We start from the raw sequence: 21,123 nt of genomic DNA, 5'->3' as shown, positions 1-21,123 counted from the left end.
GTGTCACATACCCGCAACGGCGCGATGCCGTGTCCCGAGTCGATTTTCTAATCGGTCGCTTATCGTCTGGGGCGCCGATGCACGGCCGACTGACGCCCTACGTCAAATAGCAGTTCTCCCACAGGATTTCGACTGCGAGAAAGGTCACCGTCCGCTGTAGGCGCCTTCCGGCGCATCGACGCAGTTCAGTCCAAGGTGACGGTTACTGCCTTAACTTGGGTGTAGGACAGCAGTTCCTCCGTGGACTCTTCGGACCCAACACCTGACGATTTCCGACCGCCGAAGGGCAACCCCCAGTAGTGGCGTGCACTGCCGTTTATCCAGACGTAGCCGGCATCAAGTCCCGCAGCCATGCGGTGGGCTTGGCTTACGTCGTTGGTCCACACCGCGGCGGTCAACCCGAACTCGACGCTGTTGGCAACTTCGACAGCCTCGGCTTCGTCACGGACGGTCAGCATCGAAAGAACGGGCCCGAAGATCTCGTCGCGGGCGACATCGGCTTGTGGTGCCACTCCAGCCAATACGGTCGGGGCGACATACCAGCCTTTGCTACCAACACCCTGCGCGCGTCCTCCACCGGTAAGTACGCTGGCGCCGCCCGCCCGTCCTGACTCGATGGCCCGCAACGACTTTGAGTATTGCGCTTGGTCGATGACGGGTCCCATGTCGGTGCCGTCAACGAGCGGGTCGCCTACCTTGATGGCAGCGACCTGATCGACGACCAGATCAATCACCTCGTCAGCGATCGCTTCGTGCAGCAGCAGTCTGCTTGTTGATCCGCATGATTGGCCCGCTGTGGTGGTGAAGTTCATCCCTACCACGGCGCTTTTGGCAGCCGCCTCGAGGTCGGCGTCGGGCATGACGATCATCGGGTTCTTGCCGCCGAGTTCCAGCGTGACGTATTTGACGCCGTGCTCGGCCGCCAAGCGCTGGATATGTCGGCCCGTGCCCGGGGAGCCGATGAAGCCGATTCGCCGGACTAGTGGATGGGCAACCAACGCGGCGCCGGCAGTTGCCCCGTGCCCGGTTACCACCCCGAATAGGCCTTCGGGCAGGACCTCCCTGGCCAGCTCGGCGAGCCGGATGGCCGACAACGGTGTTTGATCGGGAGCTTTGAGCACCACGGCGTTCCCCGCCATCAGCGGAGCGGCGATCTTGGATCCTGCAAATAGGACGGGATGATTGAAGGGGACGATTCGAGCGACTACGCCGTAGGGCTGCTGCAGCGTGTAGTGCAGGTTCGCCGAGAGCGGGATAGTCCGTCCGCCGAGGTCGAGCGCGTCGTCTGCCATCAGCTCGAGCACGTCGGCCGCCCACGTGACGTCGTCGCGCATCGCAGGCAGTGGAAAGCCGCCGTCAATTGCGTCGAGCAGCGCGAGCTCTTCAGAGTGATCGCGCATGAGTGTCGCCAAAGCCCGCAGCGCGGTGCCGCGCTGGCGAGGCGTCCGCAGCGCCCAATCGCGTTGAGCGGCATGTGCAGTCGCCACCACCCTGTCGACATCCTCACTGCTGCAGTCGGGCACCTGGGTCAGCACGTCGCCGGTACACGGATCCTCCACGTCGTAGACGCTTTGGCCCTGCAAAGTTGCGACACCTAGCGGGAGCGTCCACGTTCTCATGACTGCACTCCGTGGGTCGTCTACCACTCATCGCCTCCTTGATAGTTGACACGTGCTTGTCAGCGGGCATCCTCTTGCTAGCAGATAATATCTCCGCAATACAGAAAGTTTAGCTCATCGAAAGCGTGCTCCCAAAGCTTCGTTGCCTGCCGGCTGCCCGCATCACCGCACGGATTCGAAGAATGCGCGGATGTCGTCGACGAAGAGCCTCGGTTGTTCCAGAGCGGCGAAGTGCCCGCCGCGCGGCATGGTCGTCCAATGGGTGATGTTGTAGATCGGTTCGCACCAACTTCGCGGTGCGCGCAGGACCTCCTTGGGGAAGGCAGCAATACCAGTGGGCAATTCCACACGAGTTGTCGCGTCCAGGGTCTTGAAGCTCTCCCAGTACAACCGGGCCGAGGAGGAGCCACTATTGGTAGCCCAGTACATCATGACGTTGTCGAGGAGCTCATCGCGGCTGAGCACGTTCTCGGGATGGCCGTCGCAGTCCATCCACGCTGCGAATTTCTCGACGATCCAGGCCATCTGGCCGACCGGCGAATCGGCCAGTCCGTAGCCGACGGTCTGAGGCCGGGTGGACTGCTGCTCGGAATAGCCTGTCTCCCAACGCTGATAAGTCGTCAGGGCGGCCAGGGCCAGCTGTTCTTCCTCGGTCGGATCGGTGATGCCACCCGCTGGAGGGTAAGCGATCGGCATATTCAGATGGATGGCGGCGCAGTGGCCGCGGTTGCGGCCCATTTGTGTGGTGATCGCTGCTCCCCAGTCGCCGCCTTGGGCACCGTAGCGCTCGTAGCCAAGTCGCAGCATGAGCGCCTCCCACGCCTGCGCGATTCTTTCAACACCCCACCCGGCGTTGGTGGGCTTGCCGGAGAAGCCGTAGCCCGGAAGCGCCGGGCACACCACGTGGAAGGCGTCCTCGGCCCGTCCCCCGTGGGCAGTCGGATTGGTCAGCGGCTCGATCACGTTGCGAAACTCCACGATCGAGCCAGGCCAACCGTGGGTGATCACCAGCGGAAAAGCCTCTTCGTGCGGAGATCGCTGGTGAATGAAATGGATGTCCACGCCGTCGATTTCGACGACGAACTGATCGAATCGGTTGAGGGCGGCTTCACGGGACCGCCAGTCGTATCCGTCGGCCCAATACGCGGCCAGGTCGCGGGTGTACCCGAGCGGGATGCCCTGGGTCCAGTCCGGTACACACTCGGCTTCCGGCCAACGGGTCCGCGACAGACGCGTTCGTAGATCATCGAGAACGTCATCAGCGACGTCGATGCAAAATGGTCTCACTGCGCGCAGGGCACTCAAGTTCACTCCTCACAGCTGCTATCGGCGGATTCGGGGGCCACCAGCCGACCTTGAAGTTGGGATGGTGCTCATTTCGGCTCGAAACCCGATATCAACCAGCGGGATCCGACCTTGTCGAGGCTGACCTGAACGACGGAGTCGGTCTCTGTCGGCGCGTCATTGCCCACAGTGGTGGTTTGGTCGACAAACACCAAGACGATGGCACGGTTCTTACCGGCGGACACGGAGGCAGCGGCTGACACCCTGGCGGTGGCCGAGATTCGCTTCTGCTGCGCCCCAGGAATCACGACATCCTCAGTCAACGATGTATATGAACCGCGAAATGGTCCCGTCAGTCGATCGCGCGCATCCTTCAATTTCTCGGCTGCCGTTTCAGGCGTGTAGGACAGCATCGCGACCGTCGCTTCGGTGGCGACCTGAACGGTTTCAACGCGGGCGCGATCCTCGTCACCGGCGGTCCCTTCTTGATACTTGAAGTAGGCCGCACCCAGCGCCAACAACAACGCGATAACGGGCAAGAGCCAGAATCCGAGCATCCGCACGAAAGTGCCGCGACGATTGTCTGTCGAGGCAATATCATTGGCATTCAGGCATTCTGGCGCTACGGCGGCCTCGCATCCCGACGCGCTGTTCGATGCTTTCCCGGGTGATGGCGGTTGATCGTCGGCTCCGGCGGAGTGGACGACATCATCCTGTTCACCTTTCGCTGGTGAATTACTCACGGCACGAACTCCACGTCGGCGACCTTCACATCGTTGCCAACTTTCTGCACCGTGACGCGCATTCGCCATGCTCGGGGTTCCTGTTCGGGTCCACCGCCGACAGTGGTCTTCACGCTGACCGCGACCAGCACTTGGGCCGTGTCATGAGACTGGGACTCCAAGCCCGCCTCAGTAATGGTGCCGACCGATTTGGACTTCACTTTGTTGACCACGTCGATGAATGGTTGTGACCGCTGGGAGAACTCGTCGTAGAACGTGCCAGTCGCCGAGTCGAGAATGCGCTTAGTGTCGGCATCGGCGTGCTGCCAGTCGATCGTGGTTAGATTCAGTGCTCCTTGACGTCCGACCTGAACAAACAGCTGCCGTTGTTCGGAGGACTCATGCGTTTGGCGGGCCTGGTAGCCCAGCCAACTGGTCAGTGCGGCCATCGTCACGGCCGCCAGCAACCCCATCACAAGCGCTAGTCGCTGCGGCGGCATCGGGGTTCGCGAGGGGGGCGCGGTGTCCCCATGTTGTTTTCCGTTGGCGACTTCGGGGTCCCCGCCGTCGGCGGCTTCGGCCGGACCGACATCGAGGGTGTCATCAGGGGCCGTCATACTCGGTGTGGGATCGTCGCGGGCCGGGTCGTCCGCGGTGTCGATGGTCACCGTTCACCGTCCTTTGGCGGAAGCAGCATGTCCTGCCAGGTCTGGTCCCCGGCAGCATTCCGGCCCAAATCCGCCTGCCTGTACTGTTTTCCATCCGGTCCGATGTAGCTGCCTGTGCTCGGGTCGTACTCGGCGACCGGAATCGGGGCGGTCGCCGGCACGGGGGTGGGCGGTGGCGTTCCTGGCGGCAGCTGCGGAACCGCCTGACCGGACAGCGTCGCGTTCGGATCGCCTTTCCAGTTGGTGCCGTCGTTGAGTGGTACGTAATTTTCGTCGCTTTCGCACATCTTCACCGTCGGCGCGCGCTTTCCCGGCCGAGTCACACAGGGCAGGTTGCGAGCCCCGCGGACGTTCGTGAGGCCGGATTCCTGTGGTATCCGGCAGTACAAGTCACCGGCCGGCTTCGGTGGGTAATCCACTTCAGACGGTGCGCGTTGCTGCTGGGCGGGTAGGTATCCCGTTCTGCACGGCGGGGGCACGTTGAGGTTCAGGTTGAAGGACAAGAACACACCTTTGTAATCCTGTTTGGTGTTTCGGTTGGCCAGCGCGGCACCCTGGAGGCCGGCGATCTCGATCGGGAACAGGGCGAGAATCTGCTCGAGGTTGGGTTGATAGGTCAGTCCCACTTGCCCGAGGCTGACCAGATTCGCCAGCAGGATAGGCAGGGTGGGCCGTACCCGGTCAAACAGCTGACGTACCTGGTCAGCGGCGGGGGGTCCGTTGACCAGTAAGCCCTGCACCGAATCATCGTGCAGCTGCAGCTGATTGGTGATTTGAGCGAGGTTGGCCGCCCAGGTCTGGATGGAGTCGGAGGTTTCGGTCTGGGTATCCAAGAAGGGTTTGGCCTCGTCGATGAGGGTGGTCAGTGCGGGCAGGTTGTTGCGCGCATCGATGGCCAGCGTGGTGGCACCCCGGGTCAGCCGGGAAAGCTCGGGGCCCAGGCCACCGAAAGCCGTGTAGGACTCGTCGATCACCGTTTTGAGGTTGTCACGCGGGATCGCCTCAACACCGGTGTTGACCGCGCGCAGCAGTGCGTTGATGTCGGGAGGGACCGAGGTGCGGTCGGCCGATATCACGTCGCCGTTCGCCAGCAGCGCACCGTCACCGCTTCGCGGGACGAGGTCGACGAACAACTCGCCGACCGCGGTCTGGCTGCCCACGTGAGCGTCGAGGTCGGCCGGGATCTTGATGTCTGACTGCAGCGACAGCACCGCGTCGACTCCGGTGTCACTGAGGCGGACATCTGCGACCCGGCCCACCGTCGTGCCCCGGTAGGTCACGTTGGCGTTGTCGTACAGGCTTGCTGCGTCCTGAAGCTTCATGGTGACCTGATAGCGGCCGACACCGAAGAGCAGACTCGGCAGCCGAAGGTAGTAGAAGGCCATGCTTCCACCGGCCAACAGTGTCACCACTCCAAACACGGCCAGCTGCAACCGGACTCGTTTACTCAGGTACATTACGGTCCTTGGTCCAACCGGTAGGGGACGATCAGCGGATTTCGCGCGGTGTAGGGGCTGGGCAGTTGCCCGATCGTTCGGCCCCACTGCAGTTCCAGTTCGGTGAGCTTGCCTTCGAACCGGGTACCGGTAAACAGCGCCGCGTCGATGCGACTCAATGTCAAGTCGACGATGGTGGTGATGTTGGCGTAATCACCGCGCCACCACTTGGTGAGGTTGTCTTTCACGAACGGAACCGTGGTGAACAAGTTCAGTGAACGGGTGAGCGCGGGACCGGCGTTCGCCAGTGATTCCAGCACGGGTCCCAGGTCGTTCAGGATTTGGATCAACGACTCTTGGGACTGGTTGACTGAGTCGGCGGCCAGCGCGCTGAATTTGCCGAGCTGGTCGACCGCCTCCACGAGCTGGTCGCGTTCGGCGTTGATGACCGCAAGCGCGTCGGGAATCGTTTCGAGGGCCTTGTCGATGACTGGTTTTTGTGCCGCGAACTGTGCGACCAGATTGTTGAGGCTTTCGGTGGCCGCGATGATGTCGCCGATTTGACCGTTGACGTTGGCGGTGAAGGTGTCCAGCTGTGTGAGCAGGCTGCGGAATTCCTCTTCCCGGCCTCCGAGCGCGGACGTGATTGCTGCGGTGATGTCCTGTACTTGCCCCACTCCGCCGCCGTTGAGCAGGAGGGATACCGACGCCAGGGTCTGTTCGGTGGACGGGTAGGCCCCAGCCGAGGTCAGCGGGATCAGCGAACCGGCCCGAAGTTTTCCCGCCGGGCGAACATCGGTGGGGGGTGCCAACTCGATGTGCAGTGAGCCCAGCAGGCTGGTTTGACCCAGCGACACGGTCGAGTTGGCGGGAAGATCGACGTCGCCATTGAGTGCGAGCGTGAGCAGCGCATGCCAGCCTCGACGCTCGATCTTCGTGACGGTGCCCACATTGACGTCGCCCACTCGGACACGCGAGTTCGGCTGCAGATTTTCGACATCGGGCATTTCGGCCTGGATCGTGTAGGAGCCCTTCCCGTTGCCTTGCGTCCCGGGCAGCCGAAAGGAGTTCAGGCCGCGAAAACCGCATCCCGACAGCGCGGCGATGGTCAGTGCGATCACGATCACTGCGCCGGCGCGAACGCAGCGCTTCCTCGTCATGAGCCGCCCCCGGGCGGAATCATCATGCCGGGCAGCCCGGCGGCCGGATCGGTCTGCTGATCCGACGGGCCGGGAACCGGCACCGGGGCTTCGGCTGGCAGCGCTGGCCCGGCAAGCGGTGGCGGCGGATTCGGGTCGGAGGCCGTTGCGCCGAGCGGCGACGTCGGCTGCGGCGGAATGTAATCCGGGCGCATCCAGTCCTCACTGTAGGTGACTTCATTCGGCCGGGCGCTGGCCTGGACAAAGGGGTTCACCCCGATCGGGGGGAAGTTGTATTGGCGGTTCTTGATGATCGGCGCCAAGTACTGCACACATAACTTCGCCGACTGTTCGTTGTTCAGTCGCGAGGCGGCCTGTACTGCGCCGCACAGAAAGGTGATCGGATCCGAGAAGTTGGCGACGTTGAGGACTCCGGTGAGCGTGCCCTGGGCGGGCTTGTAGAGGTTGGCGGCGTTGGACAACGTCGTCGGCGCGATATGCAGCAGCTGTTTGATGTCGTCGGTGCTGTCCGTCAGTGCCTGTGAGACCGACGTCAACTTGTCCGACGTGGCGCCGATCGTCTCGCGGTTTGCGGCGACGAAGGCCGTCAGGTCGCTCACCACGTCATTGAGATTCTTCACCGCATCCCCGACTTCGGTCGGGTTGTTGGTCAGTAGCCCGGTGACCGACGCGAGGTTCTGATTCAGCTGACGTATCAGGACGGTGCTGTCCTGCAGCGCAGACACGAGTGTCGAAAGATTCTTGACGCTGGTGAAGATGTCCGGGCTGTGATCGGCTAGCGCGGACACCGACTGGGACAACTTGATGATGGCGTCGCGTATTGCCGGGCCTTGGCCGCGCAAGTTGTCGGCGGCGGTGTTGACCAGGGCGCCCAGCGTGCTGACTCCGCCGGGCTCGGTGGGCTGCAGCAGTGTCGTCAGCCGTTCGAGCTGTTGGCGGACTTCGTCGAACTCCACTGGAACAGCGGTGCGTTCCCTGGGGATGGTGGCGTTGTCCTGCAGCGTCGGGCCACCGGTGTAGCCGGGCGTCAATTGGATGGCGCGGGAGGTCACCAGGGTCGGCGACAGGATCACGGCTTTGGCATCGGCGGGCACCGCGTATTTGGCGTCGAACCAGAAGGCGATCTTGACTTGTGTGGGCTGCGGGTCGATGGCGTCGATCCCGCCTACGCGAACGCCCTTGATGCGGACATCATCGCCGACGAACACCCCGTTGCTGTTGTCGAAGTAGGCGACGACGTGCACTCGATCGACCTCGCGTGCCGCACGCGTCACCGCAACCGCCCCGCCCACGATGAGGCTGACCAAAACGATTGCCAATCCGAGCTTGGTCCGAGAGTTCGTCATCGTCTGCCTTGGGGAATCGAGGAATCTGTTGGTCCGGGCGCGACTTCGCCGGGCGCCGGCACGAAGACCGGGCTTGGGGTGGGCGGCTGTGGACCGTGCTGATCGGCTGGTGGGGATGCCGGCGGACCTGGTGGGGGTCCACCTGGCGGAGGGGCCGGTACGGGTTCGCGGTACGGGTAGCGGGGATCGCCCGGGTTTCCGGTGATCGCGTCGGGCAGCGTCAGTTTGGGGTCGCCACCCTGGCCGGTCCTCGGATAGGGAATCGGCAGTGCCGGGGTGCCGGGCTGGCCCACCTGGGGGTCGTCGCGCTCGGAAGGTAGCAGCACGTTGGGATCCAGACCGAGATCGGAGAATGCCGCATCGACGAACGGTTGAATGAACTGTCCGGGCACTAGGTTGGCGAGGTAGGCGTTGAAGAACGGGCCGGCTGCGACAGTCTCGCCGAACTGCATCGCATAGGCCGCCAGCCCTTTGATGGACTCTTGGATCTGGATCTTCCGGTTGTCGAGGATCTCGAGAACCCCGTTGAGCTTGTCGAGGGCGGGTTTGAGCGTCGTCTTGTTTTCCGCGATGAAGCCAGCGAGTTGTCGACTCAGCTGGGAGATGTTGGTCGAGATTTCGTCCAGCGCAGCGCTTTGGGAGCGCAGCTGCGCCAACAACGCATTGGTGTCGGAGATCAGGCGCACGATGTCGTTGGTGCGTTCGCCCAGGACGGTGGTGGCCTTGGCGGCGTTCGCGAGCAGTTCGCGCAGCTTGGCATCGCGCTGGTTGAGGGTTTCCGAGAAGCGGGCGACGCCCGCGACGGCGAGGCGCAGGTCATCGGGGGTGTCTTGGAGCGTCTGGGACAGCACTGTTAACGACGTTGACAGTTGCTCGGTGTCGAGCCCGCTGATGGTAGTCGTAAGGTCTCCGAGGGCGTCCGGCAATTGATACGGTGAGGTCGTCCGCTCGACAGGGATGGCGCCGGAGAGTGTCCCCGCGCCGCGGGTCGTGAGATCGAGGACCTTATTGCCAAGCACACTGGTCGTCTTGATCGACGCCTCGCTGCGGTCCCCCAGCCGGATACCGTCGGCCACCGTGAACTTGACCAGTACCCACTGCCCGTCGAGCGTGATGCTCTCGACTTGGCCGGCGGGAGCGCCCGACACCCGCACCGGGGCTCCAGTGGTCAGTCCACCAGCCTCGTCGAAATACGCCGAATAGGTCTTGCCGGAGGAGACGAACGGCAGCTTGTTGTAGTTGAGCGCGCCGACTACGAGCACGGCGGTGGCCAATACACCGATGGTTCCCATGAGAACGAAGTTGCGCTCCGCGAACGGCTTCATTGGGGTGTGCACCTGCCGCTACTTTGTCCGACTAGCTTGATGTACACGGGTTGTCCGCCCTTTCCATTCACTTTCAGCAGCAGATCGCACAGGTAGAAGGCGAAGTAGTTGCCGTAGAGCCCTTGCCGCAGCAGTACTCGGTAGGCATCAGGCAATGTATTGAGGAGGTTGTCGAAGTAGTCACGATCTGCGAGCACAGCGGTCGCGGTGCGATCGGTCTCGTGCACAGTTTTCTGCAGCGGTGGTCGGGCTTGTGCGAGAAGGTCGGCGATCGACCGGGCAGCCTCGTTGGCATAGGCCACTCCGTTGCTGATGTCCTGCTTGCGGGCTTGCAGCCCGTGCACGAGCTGCGACAGCGAGTCGACAGCCTTGCCGAATTGCTCGCTGTGCTCGCCCAGCGATCCCAGCACCGCGTTCAAGTTGACGATGGTTTGCCCGATCAGCTCGTCTCGGTCGGCCAGAGTGTTCGTCAGCGCTGCAGTCTGAGCCAGTATGGAACCGATCGTGGCGCCTTGACCCTGAAAAGCTGCGATGAGTTGGCTGGTGAGAGCGTTGACCTGTGTGGGGTCCAGGGCGCGGAACAGCGGCCGGAACCCACCGATCACGGCGTCCAGATCCAGTGCCGGCGCGGTGCGATTCAACGGAATTGTGTCGCCGGGCCGCAGTTTCTTGGTCCCGCCCGCGCCTTCCTCGATCGCCAGGTAGCGGTCTCCGATCAGGTTGTCGTATTTGATGACAGCGCGGCTGCCGTCGGTGAGTACCACCGAGTCGTCGGCCCCGAACTCGACCTGCACCGTCGAGTCATCGCGGACTGTGATGGTTTGGACCTTGCCGACCTCCACACCGGCGATGCGGACGAAATCCTCGCTCTCCAGTCCGCTGACGTTGGTGAAGACAGCGGTATAGGTCTGTTCGCGCTCGAAGCGCAGCTGTGCGAAGACGGCAAAGAGGGCAAATGCACCCAGAGCGCACACGAGCACGAAGATGCCGAGGCGCCACAAGACAGCCGACACTCTATTGGTCACGGCTAAGCTCCCCTCCGACATCTGCGGGTATGTTTCGAACCATTTGCGTGGCGGGCGGTCACGGTGGTGTGGGTCCCCGTGACGGCGGTGGCGGGACCCCGGGATATAGGGGCGTTCCGTCGGGGCCGTACTGCGGTGCGCCGTAGGGCGGCGCACCGGGGTAGGGCATGGGACCGGGCGCCGGGCCGCCCGGGTAGCGGATACTCGGCGGTTCGGGGACCGCCCGAGTCACCGGGAAGTAGTTGGCGTACCCGGGGAATCCGATGCCGGGATTGGGCCGCCAATCCAATCCGGTGCCGAAGCCGGTGTTGGCGATCAGCTGTCTCACCGGGAAGTTCTGGGCGACGTCGGGGAGCGAGCCGCACCCGGGCTTGCCTCCTTCCCCGCCCTTAGCAGCGTTGATGGGCAAGTTTTTCGGATACCGGTACGGGTCGTATCCCGGCAACAGCTCCGCGTCCATGATGAGAGACTTGCCGTTTCCGCCAAGCATGTCGGCATAGCCGGAGTCCAGAGTGGTCTTGGCGCCGACGATCAAGCAGGTGAGCTCGGGGTTGTACTTCATAAGCAAGTTCGTCGTGGGTTCCAGCAGGTTGACCGCAGTCACCAGGTTGTCTTTGCTGGCCCCTAGCAGGTCCACTCCGCTGCGCGACAGCCCCACTACGTTGAGCAGCAGCGCATCGAGTTGCTGGGCATGGCTGGTGACTGTCGCGCTGGTGGTGGTCGCGGCGGCCAGGGTGTCGATGATGTTCTTTGCCGCGGCGCTGTAGGTGTCGCTGACACCTTTGAGCGCGCGGAAGTCCTCGCGCAGAGTGTCTGTGCGCGGATTCAGCTGCAGCAGAACCTGATTGCTCGCGGTGATCGCTTCGCCGATCCTGTCGCCCTGTCCTCTCACGCCCTCGGCAAGCGCGCTGAGTACGGCATTCAGCTTGAACGGGTCGATCGCCTTGATCAGCTGCACCGCGTTTTGAAACACGGTGTTGACCTCGGTGGCGACGTTCAATGATCTCAGCACCGCTCCCGCGGACAGTCGCTGTGGGCTTGGATTGGGTGGGTAGACGAGGTCGACGTACTTCGCCCCGAACAGGGATATCGATTGGATTCGCGCCTCGACGTTGGCCGGGATGTATTGAATCTGGGCAGGGTCAATGTCCAGCTGGATGCGGGTCGAGTCTCCGCCGCCGACAGAACTGACGCGGCCGACCTGCACCCCGCGCATCTTCACGCGGGAGTTGGGCTCCAGCATCAGACCGGAGCGGTCCGCTGTCAGAGTCACCGGCACGCTTGGGGCGAACGTCCTGTTGAACATGGTCAGACTTAGCACCACCGCCGCGACGATGCCCACGACGAGCAACATCGCCCACCATTCAGGGGAGATCCGACGAGCGCCCATACCGTCTGCCATATGCGTCACCCCGCGTAGTTGAAGTTGCCGGTCTGGCCGTAGAGAGCCAGGGTGACCATCAGAATCACCATTTGAGACGCGATCAGTGAGGTCCGGGTCGCGCGCCCGACCGCCTCGCCCACGCCCGCGGGCCCCCCGGTGGCGTTAAGTCCGTAGTACGTGTGGATCAACATGATCACCAGCACTTCGGCGACCGTGACGGCGAAGGAGAAGAACACAGCCTGCGGACTGAGAAAGGTGTCGAAGTAGTGGTCGAATACTCCGGGTCCCTGCCCGTAAAAAGCGGTGGTGATGACCCGTACCGAGAAGAACGACATCAACAAGGCCACGCAATACAGTGGAATGACCACGATCATGCCGGCGAGCAAACGGGTGGAGGCCAGATAGGCGATGGGCCGGATGCCCATCACCGCTAGCGCGTCGACCTCCTCGTTGATTTTCATTGCGCCCAGCTGCGCGGTGGTACCAGCACCGATCGTCGCGGCGAACGCGAAGGCGGAGCTGGCCGGGGTTACCAGCCGAACGTTGACGAAGGCAGAGGTGAAGCCCGCCAACGCTTCCACGCCGACTTGAGACATCTGGTTGTAGGCCTGACTTGCGAGGGCGCCGCTGGTCGATAAGTTCAAGAAGGCAACGACCGCCACGGTGCCACCAACCACCGCTAAGGATCCCGCTCCGAGACCGATCGCGGCGATCTGGCGCAGCAATTCAGCCCGATAAATACCCACCGCCTGCACGATCGAGGCGACCGACTGCCCGTAGAAGTGAGCCTGATCGCCGAGACCTCTCCACTTGGCCCTCCACTGGCTCAAAGAGCGGGCGGTGCGTGGAAACCGCTGCCGAAAGACAACGCCGGCGCTCATTTCGTGACCTCGAACCCGACCGCAGTGACGATGGCATTCACGACGAACAGCAACAAGAACGCAATGACAACGGTTTCGTTGACCGCGTTACCCACACCGGCCGCGCCTTTTTGCACCCGCAAGCCTTGGTAGCAGGCAATCAGACCCGCCACGAAACCGAACAGCGTGGCCTTGACCAGAGACACGAGGACATCGCTGAGACCCGTGATCAGCGTCATACTGGCAACGAATGACCCGGGAGTCACGTGCTGGAAGTACACCGAGAACAAGAAAGCGCCCAGGAGACCATTCACGGTCACGACAGATGACAGGAGCACCGCGACCGTCGTCGTCGCCAGCACCCTGGGGACGACAAGGGAATGGATCGGGTCAAGCCCCAGGACCCGCATCGCATCGACTTCCTCGCGGATGGTGCGCGACCCGAGATCGGCGCACATCGCCGAAGCGCCCGCACCCGCGACGACGAGAACGGTGACGAAGGGGCCGATCTGGTTGACCGCGCCCAAGGCTGCGCCGGTTCCTGAGAAGTCGGTGGCGCCGAATTCGCTGAGCAACGTGTTGAAGGTGAATGACGTGAGGACAACGAGGGGAATCGACAACGTCAGCGCGGGAACCACAGAAACCCGCGCCACGAACCATGTTTGGAAGAGGAACTCGCGCCATTGGAACGGTGGCTTGACCATCGCGACGAGCATGTCCAGCGTCATCGCGTAGAGCCCGCCAATAATGCTGAGTGGTTTCAGCGCTTTGACGTCAGCCGCTGTCGGGAGGTCCTCGAACTTGTCACGGAGCGAAAAGCGCTTCACTCGAAGTCCCCATTACCTTGCTGAGGCGCAGTCAAGTTGCTGCTTCCTGGCGCGGCTCACCAGAGGTGTCAACCGTCATGCCAATTGCTGGCCGCAGCGTGATGTCGAAACGAAGCCCGATGTCGTCGCGGGTGGCAATCAGGGCTTGCCGCCGCTCGGCGGGCAGGCGGCGGAGCAGGGAGTCCTTGGCGAGATGGCACCCTGGAAGGTAGGCGCGGGTTATCAGCCGATCGAGAAGCCCCCGGGCTTCTACTGAGACCGCTATGAACGGTGCTGATCCGTGCTCAGGTGCTAGAGGCGGCACCATTTTCACGCTGTATCGACCCTGTTGGTCGGTGATGACGCAAGTCGGTCGAGCATTAATCCGGCCGTCGCACCGCGGCCGTCCGATCTTCGTCGCCGCGTTGTCGTCGTCCCCCGCGGCGTGCCAGGTCTCGATCAGGACGTTAGGAACTGGTCGACCATCTTCATCCGTAATCACCCCGTGAAACTGAATGGCCCCGGACGCGCCCGCCGCCCGGTCGCACTGCCACCGTGGAGAAGCTGCCATGTTCAGTCTCCCCAGACGAGTCCGTCGACCTGACCTAGGAGGCGGAGTCCGGCGCCGAGCACCGCCATGTTCGCCATCGCCACCTTGACCGGGCCCACGAATTTGATCTTGCGCGTCGCGATGGCGTTCGCTACGCCGAGCTCGCCGTCCGCGACCCGGTGCCAGACGCTCGCGGTTGCAGTCAGAACGAAGTCAGGCTTTCGCCCTTCGATCTGCACCCCGCCGTAGACGGCCTCACCATCGGTGATCTCCAACTGTGAGACCTGGTCGTTGGCGTCCTGTACTCGCCATTCGATCAGCATGCTCAATTCTTTGGCACCCTGCCGGATCTCGGCCGAGTCGTTCCACAGGTCGCGGTACGCGCGTGCCCACTCGGGCGACATCAACGCAACGGCAGTCATTATCTAATCCACTCCTTCGGTCGACGAGTCAAACGGGGTACACGAGATAGCGCGGCGGAGTGTTGTCCACCACCACGAATTTCTGCTGAAACAGCGCGGTTTCATCGTCAAGGACGACGACGTCTTCGCTGTAGCCGCTGACCAGAATCCCCGGCTCGCCGGAGGCGCCGGTGTAGGTGACGAGGACGTTGGACCGTACCTCCCAGCGGTCTTCGCCGAGCTCACGCATCGCCGTACGCTGCTGAAAGTGGCGGGTGTCGTAGGGTTCGACCGTGCCCGCCCAGACCTCCTGGATCATCTTCACGCGGTCGGCCAGCCGTTCTCGGCAATCGTCCATCATGTACGCCAGCGGCAGCCCCTCACGGACGTTCTCCATCGCGCGCACCTCGTAGGCACATTCCGTCGCGAACAGGGCAAGCCACGCGGTGAAGTCTTGATCGTCGACTGCGCGGGCGTAGGCTGCCAGCAGTTCGTCCACCAGGTACGCGGCACGTGCCCGCCGATCTTCGACGCTCGATTTCAGCAAAACTCCATCACCTCCTGGTAGTGCGCCCACCAGCCGGTATTGGCGACTTCGTCGTTCTGCGACGACTCCGACAATGGTCGGCCGACGCCGGCGACAAAGCGCTGATAGCCGCCGTCACGCGCGGTCGCCTGCACGCGGTTGTAGATGGCGGCGTCCTCGATACTGATGAAGCCGCTCGGCCCCAGCAGGTTTGACGACTGGCGGACTCGGTGGCGTGCGAAGTCCTCGGAGTCACTGGCATGGCCGAAGAACGTGTATCGCACCTCGGTTCGATCAACCCCCAGCGGGCGGGCGTACCGGATGTTGATTGTGTCGACGTGACGCACGATCCCGGTAACCGGCCGTAACGCAATCACGCGGGCTCGGCTGTCATCCCCCATCCGCGTGACCACACTCGGGTCAGCCAGGAAACCGTTGTCCACGTAGGGTTGCGCATCGTACAGAATCGACATGTGCCCATAGGGCTTGCTGACCAAGACGTTTCCGCTGCCGCCCTGCCAGTTGAGCAGTTTGAATGCGCTGTGCAGCAGCGGCGCGTGATAGGGATCGTTGTCGATGTAGGTTTTCCAATTACTCTGAAACACCACCGTCTGGTAGCCCAGCAACGTCAAGTTCCCGTCATCGACCATGCAGTCGCGCAACGGATCCGCGCTATCGCCGAGATAATCGTCGAACGGCGGCGGCTGCACAGCCATGCTGACGAAGATCAAACCCCACGCCTCGACTGCGTGCAGCTCCCGGAGGCCGTAGTCCTCCTCGCGAAAGTCCGGGCGAAACTGCATGCGGCGGGGCGCGCCGGCGAAACGGCCGTCATTGTTGAAGAGCCACCGGTGATACGGACACTCGAATCGCTCCGCCACCCCGCACCGGCGCTGTTCCAGTAGCGTTCCCCGATGGGCGCAGGAGTTGACGAACACGCGGATGCGGTCATCGCCGTCTCGCACCATCAGCAGCGGCACGTCGGCCAGCCATCTCGTCCGGAAGGCGTTGCGCTCGGCCAGCTCGGCCCGGTGCGCGATCGGATGCCAGTAGGGGCCATAGAAGATGCGGGTGAGCTCTTCCCGGTAGACGTCGGGGTCGCTGAACACCTCTTTGGGGATGTCCGCTGCAGAGGTGAACCGTTTCCGGATCGCCGGCTGTATGTGGTCGAACTCCAGCGTCGGTCCAAGCTTCACTGCGCTGTTCCCTTCTTCGGCGTCGCGATGTGGGTGATCGCGCCCAGGCCGTCGGCCAGGCACTTCCAGGTGTGGCCCTCGTCTTCCGACACGTAAAGCCCACCCGCCGTGGTGCCGTGGTACAGCAGCAGCTCGCCGCCTTCAGTGAGCTCGCCTTCCAGCGCCCAGACCATGTCGAACAGGCCGCGGTCGTCCTCGCTATCCAGCCGTACCCAGGAGGCGCCACCGTCGTTGCTGCGGAAGAATCCCACGTCGGCGCCGCGGCGTCGGCGCAGTTTGGACGGCGACAAGAAATAGACGTTGCCGTTGATCACGCCCATCACCAGCCGGCGCACTGCAGCCCACTTCGGTGGGATGCCGTCGGCCGCGGCGAGGAACACCACGTCGGGGTCGGCGGGATGCACCACGATCGCGTCTTCGGTGTAGTTGCGCTCGCCAAGTCCGTTGTTGGACTGCACCCAGCTCGATCCGCGGTCGGTGCTGCGGTAAATGCCCTTGCCGCCGCGGTAAGGCTTGGTGTCTTGGCCGGTGGTGACGATGAGCCGGTCGGGAGCTTCCGGGTGCAGGACCACGCGGTGGATGTCGTGACCGAGGCCATCGATCTCCTCCCACGTCTGTCCCCGGTCCCGGGTGATCAGGAGGGATCCAACTTCAATGCCGACGTAGACGACGTCAGCTTCTAGTGGGTGCACGGCGATGGTACGGACGTGCGCGATTCCCGGGCGGATGGGGAAGCTCCACCTTTTCGCTTCGGGTACGCCGAGGACGTTTCCACACTCGGCCCAGATCCCGTCTTGCCACCGCAGCAAGTGCGCTGGTTCTGTTCCGGCGTAGAGCGCGTTGGGCGTGTGCGGATCGAACGCCAGCGCGCGCACGTCGCGGTGGGCGAGGCCATCGCCGAGGTCAGTCCAGTGGTCTGCGCCCGCGGTGGCGAGAAACACGCCGTGCTTGTGGACGGCGACGGCGACGCGCTCGTCCTGGACAGCCATGGCCATGACCTGCCCCGGCAACTCGGGCCAGGCCCGGGCCTTGCCGTCGCCGGACACGGTGAATACACCGCGGCTTGTCGCGGCGACGACCATCAAGCCTCCCTCACTCACGGCTTCACCAGCACCTTGACCAGACCCTCCCGGCCCTCCAATAGCCCGCCCAATCCCTCCTTGACGGCGCGGTCCAGCGGGACTCGAGCGGTGATTTGCGGCGCGAGCGCGAGTTTTCCGTCGGCGATCAGGGCGAGAACGGCCGGGAAATCGTCGAACATGTCGTAACCGAAAACCATCCGGAGCTGAATCTCCTTGAGCAGATGGCGGTTGACATCGAGCGAGGCCGCGCCGGCCCACGACGACATCTCCATGAAACGGCCCTGTTTGCGGAGGCAGTCCAGGCCCTGTGTGAACGCCTCCGCGCTGCCCGCCACATGGAAGACCACGTCCACCCCTACACCGCGGGTCTCCTCCAGGATGCACGCGGTGGTCCCGGGGTCATGCGGATCGAGCACCAACGTGGCGCCGAGGTCGCGCGCCAGGCTGGCCCGCACGCCGCTTGGTTCCGTGACGAAGATTCGCGCAGCTCCGGCCGCGCGTGCGCACTGGATCACGGTGAGCCCGAGTGCCCCGGCACCGAGGACCATCACCGTTTCGCCGAGGAGCAGTTCCGCTCGCCGCACCGCGTGGAACGCCACCGCCGTCGGCTCGGTCAGCGCCGCCTCCTCGAGGTCCACCACGTCCGGCACTCGGACTGCGAGCCGAGAGGGCACTGCGACGTAGTTCGCGAGGCCTCCGTTTCGGGTGAAGCCGATCCATCCTGGGCGCTGGCACAAGTGGTAGAGCGACCGGTGGCAGTAGTGGCAGCTCCCGCAGAAATCCATCGGGATCACCGCGGCGCCCTCCCCGATGCGGGATTGGTCGACGCCCGCTCCGACCTCCACGATCCGGCCCGAGACCTCGTGACCGAGCACCACCGGCGGCTGCGAGAAGGTGGGCCCCGCGACATACTCGTGGAGGTCAGTTCCACACAGCCCTGTCGCCGCCACTTCGATGATGACCTCACCGTCCTGCGGCGCCGGGTCTGGCACCGACGTCAGACCGACGTCGTTGGTGCCGTTGAGAACGATCGCTTCCATCTCAGCTCGCGGTGCTTTCGTGGGTCCGGTGTAGATTCCAGCGGTTGGGGATCATGCTCATACCGCCTCGAACGCCCGGAAAGTGACGCCGGCGGTCATGCCTCCGTCGACCGGCAGTACGGCACCGGTGATGTAGGACGCCTCGGGCGAGGCAAGAAACACAGCCGGCGCCGCGATCTCGTCTGGTCCTGCGAAACGCTGCATCGCGCAGAGGTCCACCATCATCGAGGCGTGTTCGGGGTGCTCGGCCAGGAACCGTTCGATCCTCGGCGTGCGGGTGCCCCCGGGGGCGATCGCGTTCACGCGGATGTTGTCGCGGGCGAAGTCGAGGGCCATGTTCTTCGTGAGCAGCACGACCCCGCCTTTGCTTGCGCTGTAGGCGGAGCACCTGTTCTCGGCGAGGATCCCGGCCGTCGACGCGACGTTGACGATCGACCCGCCGCCACCCTGGCGCAGGAGTGGGATGACGGGTTTGGACATCTGAAAGACACTGCCGAGGTTCATGTCGATCTGGCTGCGCCACTGCTCCTCGCTGATCTCCTCCACGTTGCGAGCCAGGCTCCCGCCGACGACGTTGAACAGTGTGTCGAGCCGCCCGAACTCGGTCAGCGCCCGTTCGACGACACTGTTTGCAACATCGCTGAGGCAAACGTCGCCGGCGACGCCGCAAACCGCCGCGCCGGACTCGGCCAATTCATGCACGGCCGCATCGAGGCCCTCGCCGTCGGTGTCGGCCATGACACAGCACCCACCTTCGCGGCACCACCGCAGGGCGATCGCCTTACCGATTCCCGCGGCGGCGGCAGTGACAATTGCGACCCGGCGGTCCCCCGCCTTCACGGCACTCACGCGGCGCCGATTGGTGAACGGGCGCACTTCGCGCATAGCCTGGGCAGAAGCTTCATCAAGCACGCCCGCCGAATGCGGGAGGCTGACCCATGTATTCCAGCCATCTCCCCCAAAACCGCCGCTGATTCTGCTCGGCGTACCCGCTCGGGAGGGCCTCTCCCGGCCCTGGCCAGTCGGTGAGCGGAGTCAAGTCCATGCCCATTTCGTAGTTCAGCAGGCCTTCACCGGCGAACGGGCCCTGGACAGATTCGGTGATGGCCTTCCATGCCTCGGCGTCGTCCTGTTCGAAAACCCCACCTGGGCCGAAGTTGTTGACGTAGGACGCCTGGGACGCATCGCGCAACCATTCCGGAGCATCGCGTTCGACCAGGAACCAGGAGAGGATCTCCATCCGATCATGGGAGAGCGGATGCCATACCCGGAACGTGATGAAGGGGGTAGGGGGCGACATGTGGTCCGGCGCGATGGTCACGTTGATGAACGACAAATTCGGGAACACGGTGCCGTGAATAAAGGCTGAGCGTCGCATCAGGTCCTTGTGTACCGGCGACGGGTAGGACGTCGCCATCTGGTCGACGACTTCGTCGGGGTATCCCTCGTACTCGGGAAAATCGGCGAGCGTGGGCGGAAAGCCGAGTACGCCGACGCCGTGGCCGTTCTGCAGCGAGATCTCCGCTGGTGCGCTCGCGAAGTTTGGGTCACCGGGCGCCATGCCTAGCTCGACCATCGAGCGGTGAGCAAAGAGGGTGTGGTAGGAGTCGCCGACAAAATTGTCGGCGGCTGTCTTCCAGTTCGCTGACAACACCCATCGATGCGGTGCCCCTATCACCTCCAGACCGCCCGCTGTCTTCTTCGCAATGAGGTCGAGGTAGAACGTCGTGTCGCCGAGGTAGTCGGTCAGGCTCGGCGCCTTCGGATCGACGCTGCCGAAGATGAATCCGGCGTACGAGTCGACATGGGGGATGTGACGTAATCCCCACTGCGACTTGTCGAAGCCGCCGGGATAGGCCTCACTCATCGCCGGCACGCCGACGAGCTCTCCGGTGTTGCTGTACACCCAGCCGTGGTACGGGCATTGGAAGTGCGCGGTGTTTCCCATCTCAGCGCGGCACACGAGCGCACCACGGTGGCGACAAGAATTGGACAGCGCCTGGATGCGGCCGGAGTTGTCCCGGCAAACGATCACCGAATCGGCCCCGATGTGCCGCACGACGAAGTCGCCGGACTTGGCCAACTCCGACTCGTGTCCGAGAAACACCCAGGCGCGCCCGAAGATCCGCTCCATCTCGATCGTGTGTAGCGCGGGATCGCTGACGACGCGGGCCGGTAAGCGCCCGACCTTGAGCCCGTCCGCTACCTCCCGCAACGCGCGCCGCAGGTAGGGATCGGTCGCGTCAGCTGTTCCGGTTGTTTCGGTGGTCATATGGTTGGACCCTTTCTGGAATCGGCGATATCCACGCGGAGGTGGTGAACGGAGCTGGCCCTACAGGACTACCGACAGGTTGTCGATAGGCAACGTCGAGTGGTCGAGTAACACCTCGCGCCGAGCGAGCCGCAGCGAATCGTCGGTGCGGCGCAACACGTCGACGCGTTCGGCCGAGAGCAACTCCCACCGGCCGCTGTCTCCGCGGCTGCGGAAGAACAAGAGATTTGAGCGCACGGTCAACTCATCAGCCTCCGGTCCGGCAGTCGTGCGGATGTTGGACACGAAGTGCCGGGTCCGCGACCGAGGTGACTCGGCCCACGAGAAGTCCGTCTCGCCCCGGAGGACCCGCATCTCCAAGCCCGTGTAGTCGTCGTTCCAGTGCGCGATCGCGCCCACCCAACCCGCGGAATCCTCACGG

The 21,123-nt window shown here is 63.6% G+C and carries 21 protein-coding genes; all 21 read right to left on the bottom strand.

All coding sequences use genetic code 11. The features are described from left to right. Positions 1-185: 185 nt before the first annotated feature. A complete protein-coding gene (locus tag RMCN_RS26650) occupies positions 186-1,619 on the bottom strand; it encodes an aldehyde dehydrogenase family protein (RefSeq protein WP_067395702.1) in 1,434 nt (477 codons plus the stop codon). 162 nt (positions 1,620-1,781) lie between these two features. Then, positions 1,782-2,906 carry an epoxide hydrolase family protein gene (locus RMCN_RS26645; RefSeq protein WP_067395743.1) on the bottom strand — a complete coding sequence of 375 codons (1,125 nt, stop codon included), beginning with the start codon at positions 2,904-2,906 and terminating at the stop codon, positions 1,782-1,784. An 86-nt stretch (positions 2,907-2,992) separates the two neighbouring features. After that, a complete protein-coding gene (locus RMCN_RS26640; RefSeq protein WP_067395699.1) occupies positions 2,993-3,646 on the bottom strand; it encodes a hypothetical protein in 654 nt (217 codons plus the stop codon). Then, positions 3,643-4,293, bottom strand: coding sequence for an Rv1363c family protein (locus tag RMCN_RS26635; protein ID WP_067395697.1), 651 nt, complete (start codon positions 4,291-4,293; stop codon positions 3,643-3,645). Before RMCN_RS26635 ends, RMCN_RS26640 begins: the two co-directional genes overlap by 4 nt. Further along, a complete protein-coding gene (locus tag RMCN_RS26630) occupies positions 4,290-5,750 on the bottom strand; it encodes an MCE family protein (protein WP_067395695.1) in 1,461 nt (486 codons plus the stop codon). Before RMCN_RS26630 ends, RMCN_RS26635 begins: the two co-directional genes overlap by 4 nt. Beyond that, positions 5,750-6,889, bottom strand: a complete 1,140-nt coding sequence (locus RMCN_RS26625) for an MCE family protein (RefSeq protein WP_067395692.1) — start codon at positions 6,887-6,889, stop codon at positions 5,750-5,752. Before RMCN_RS26625 ends, RMCN_RS26630 begins: the two co-directional genes overlap by 1 nt. Further along, positions 6,886-8,235, bottom strand: coding sequence for an MCE family protein (locus RMCN_RS26620; protein WP_067395689.1), 1,350 nt, complete (start codon positions 8,233-8,235; stop codon positions 6,886-6,888). The genes RMCN_RS26625 and RMCN_RS26620 overlap by 4 nt, the downstream gene beginning before the upstream one ends. After that, the gene (locus RMCN_RS26615) at positions 8,232-9,560 is read right to left on the bottom strand and encodes an MCE family protein (protein ID WP_067395686.1); all 1,329 of its coding nucleotides are present in this window, start codon (positions 9,558-9,560) and stop codon (positions 8,232-8,234) included. The genes RMCN_RS26620 and RMCN_RS26615 overlap by 4 nt, the downstream gene beginning before the upstream one ends. Continuing rightward, positions 9,557-10,585: a virulence factor Mce family protein gene (locus RMCN_RS26610; protein ID WP_067395683.1), complete on the bottom strand. Its 1,029-nt coding sequence runs from the start codon at positions 10,583-10,585 to the stop codon at positions 9,557-9,559. Before RMCN_RS26610 ends, RMCN_RS26615 begins: the two co-directional genes overlap by 4 nt. A 58-nt stretch (positions 10,586-10,643) precedes the next feature. Then, the gene (locus RMCN_RS26605; RefSeq protein ID WP_067395680.1) at positions 10,644-11,987 is read right to left on the bottom strand and encodes an MCE family protein; all 1,344 of its coding nucleotides are present in this window, start codon (positions 11,985-11,987) and stop codon (positions 10,644-10,646) included. Positions 11,988-11,992: 5 nt separating this feature from the next. Continuing rightward, positions 11,993-12,850: an ABC transporter permease gene (locus RMCN_RS26600; protein ID WP_067395677.1), complete on the bottom strand. Its 858-nt coding sequence runs from the start codon at positions 12,848-12,850 to the stop codon at positions 11,993-11,995. Further along, positions 12,847-13,656, bottom strand: coding sequence for an MlaE family ABC transporter permease (locus tag RMCN_RS26595; RefSeq protein WP_067395673.1), 810 nt, complete (start codon positions 13,654-13,656; stop codon positions 12,847-12,849). The genes RMCN_RS26600 and RMCN_RS26595 overlap by 4 nt, the downstream gene beginning before the upstream one ends. Positions 13,657-13,687: 31 nt before the next feature. Next, positions 13,688-14,206, bottom strand: a complete 519-nt coding sequence (locus tag RMCN_RS26590; RefSeq protein ID WP_067395670.1) for a dioxygenase family protein — start codon at positions 14,204-14,206, stop codon at positions 13,688-13,690. A gap of 2 nt (positions 14,207-14,208) precedes the next feature. Beyond that, positions 14,209-14,607: an SCP2 sterol-binding domain-containing protein gene (locus RMCN_RS26585; RefSeq protein ID WP_067395667.1), complete on the bottom strand. Its 399-nt coding sequence runs from the start codon at positions 14,605-14,607 to the stop codon at positions 14,209-14,211. Between the two features lie 28 nt (positions 14,608-14,635). Then, positions 14,636-15,133, bottom strand: coding sequence for an aromatic-ring-hydroxylating dioxygenase subunit beta (locus RMCN_RS26580; protein WP_067395663.1), 498 nt, complete (start codon positions 15,131-15,133; stop codon positions 14,636-14,638). Further along, positions 15,127-16,221 (bottom strand): aromatic ring-hydroxylating oxygenase subunit alpha, encoded by a 1,095-nt coding sequence (locus tag RMCN_RS26575; protein WP_234787799.1) that lies wholly within the window; start codon positions 16,219-16,221, stop codon positions 15,127-15,129. The genes RMCN_RS26580 and RMCN_RS26575 overlap by 7 nt, the downstream gene beginning before the upstream one ends. Before the next feature lie 83 nt (positions 16,222-16,304). Further along, positions 16,305-17,408 carry a beta propeller repeat protein gene (locus tag RMCN_RS26570; RefSeq protein WP_233151270.1) on the bottom strand — a complete coding sequence of 368 codons (1,104 nt, stop codon included), beginning with the start codon at positions 17,406-17,408 and terminating at the stop codon, positions 16,305-16,307. Continuing rightward, the gene (locus RMCN_RS26565; protein WP_011559050.1) at positions 17,405-18,430 is read right to left on the bottom strand and encodes a 2,3-butanediol dehydrogenase; all 1,026 of its coding nucleotides are present in this window, start codon (positions 18,428-18,430) and stop codon (positions 17,405-17,407) included. Before RMCN_RS26565 ends, RMCN_RS26570 begins: the two co-directional genes overlap by 4 nt. A 57-nt stretch (positions 18,431-18,487) precedes the next feature. Then, positions 18,488-19,315, bottom strand: coding sequence for an SDR family NAD(P)-dependent oxidoreductase (locus RMCN_RS26560; RefSeq protein ID WP_011767831.1), 828 nt, complete (start codon positions 19,313-19,315; stop codon positions 18,488-18,490). A gap of 19 nt (positions 19,316-19,334) precedes the next feature. Continuing rightward, a complete protein-coding gene (locus RMCN_RS26555; RefSeq protein WP_067395658.1) occupies positions 19,335-20,702 on the bottom strand; it encodes an aromatic ring-hydroxylating dioxygenase subunit alpha in 1,368 nt (455 codons plus the stop codon). Between the two features lie 60 nt (positions 20,703-20,762). Continuing rightward, positions 20,763-21,123: aromatic-ring-hydroxylating dioxygenase subunit beta (locus RMCN_RS26550; protein WP_067395655.1), on the bottom strand; the 361-nt coding region annotated here is incomplete at its 5' end.

It is taken from the genome of Mycolicibacterium novocastrense (genome assembly GCF_001570485.1).
Classification (GTDB): Bacteria; Actinomycetota; Actinomycetes; order Mycobacteriales; family Mycobacteriaceae; genus Mycobacterium; species Mycobacterium novocastrense.
This window is presented reverse-complemented; position numbering and strand designations above follow the sequence as displayed.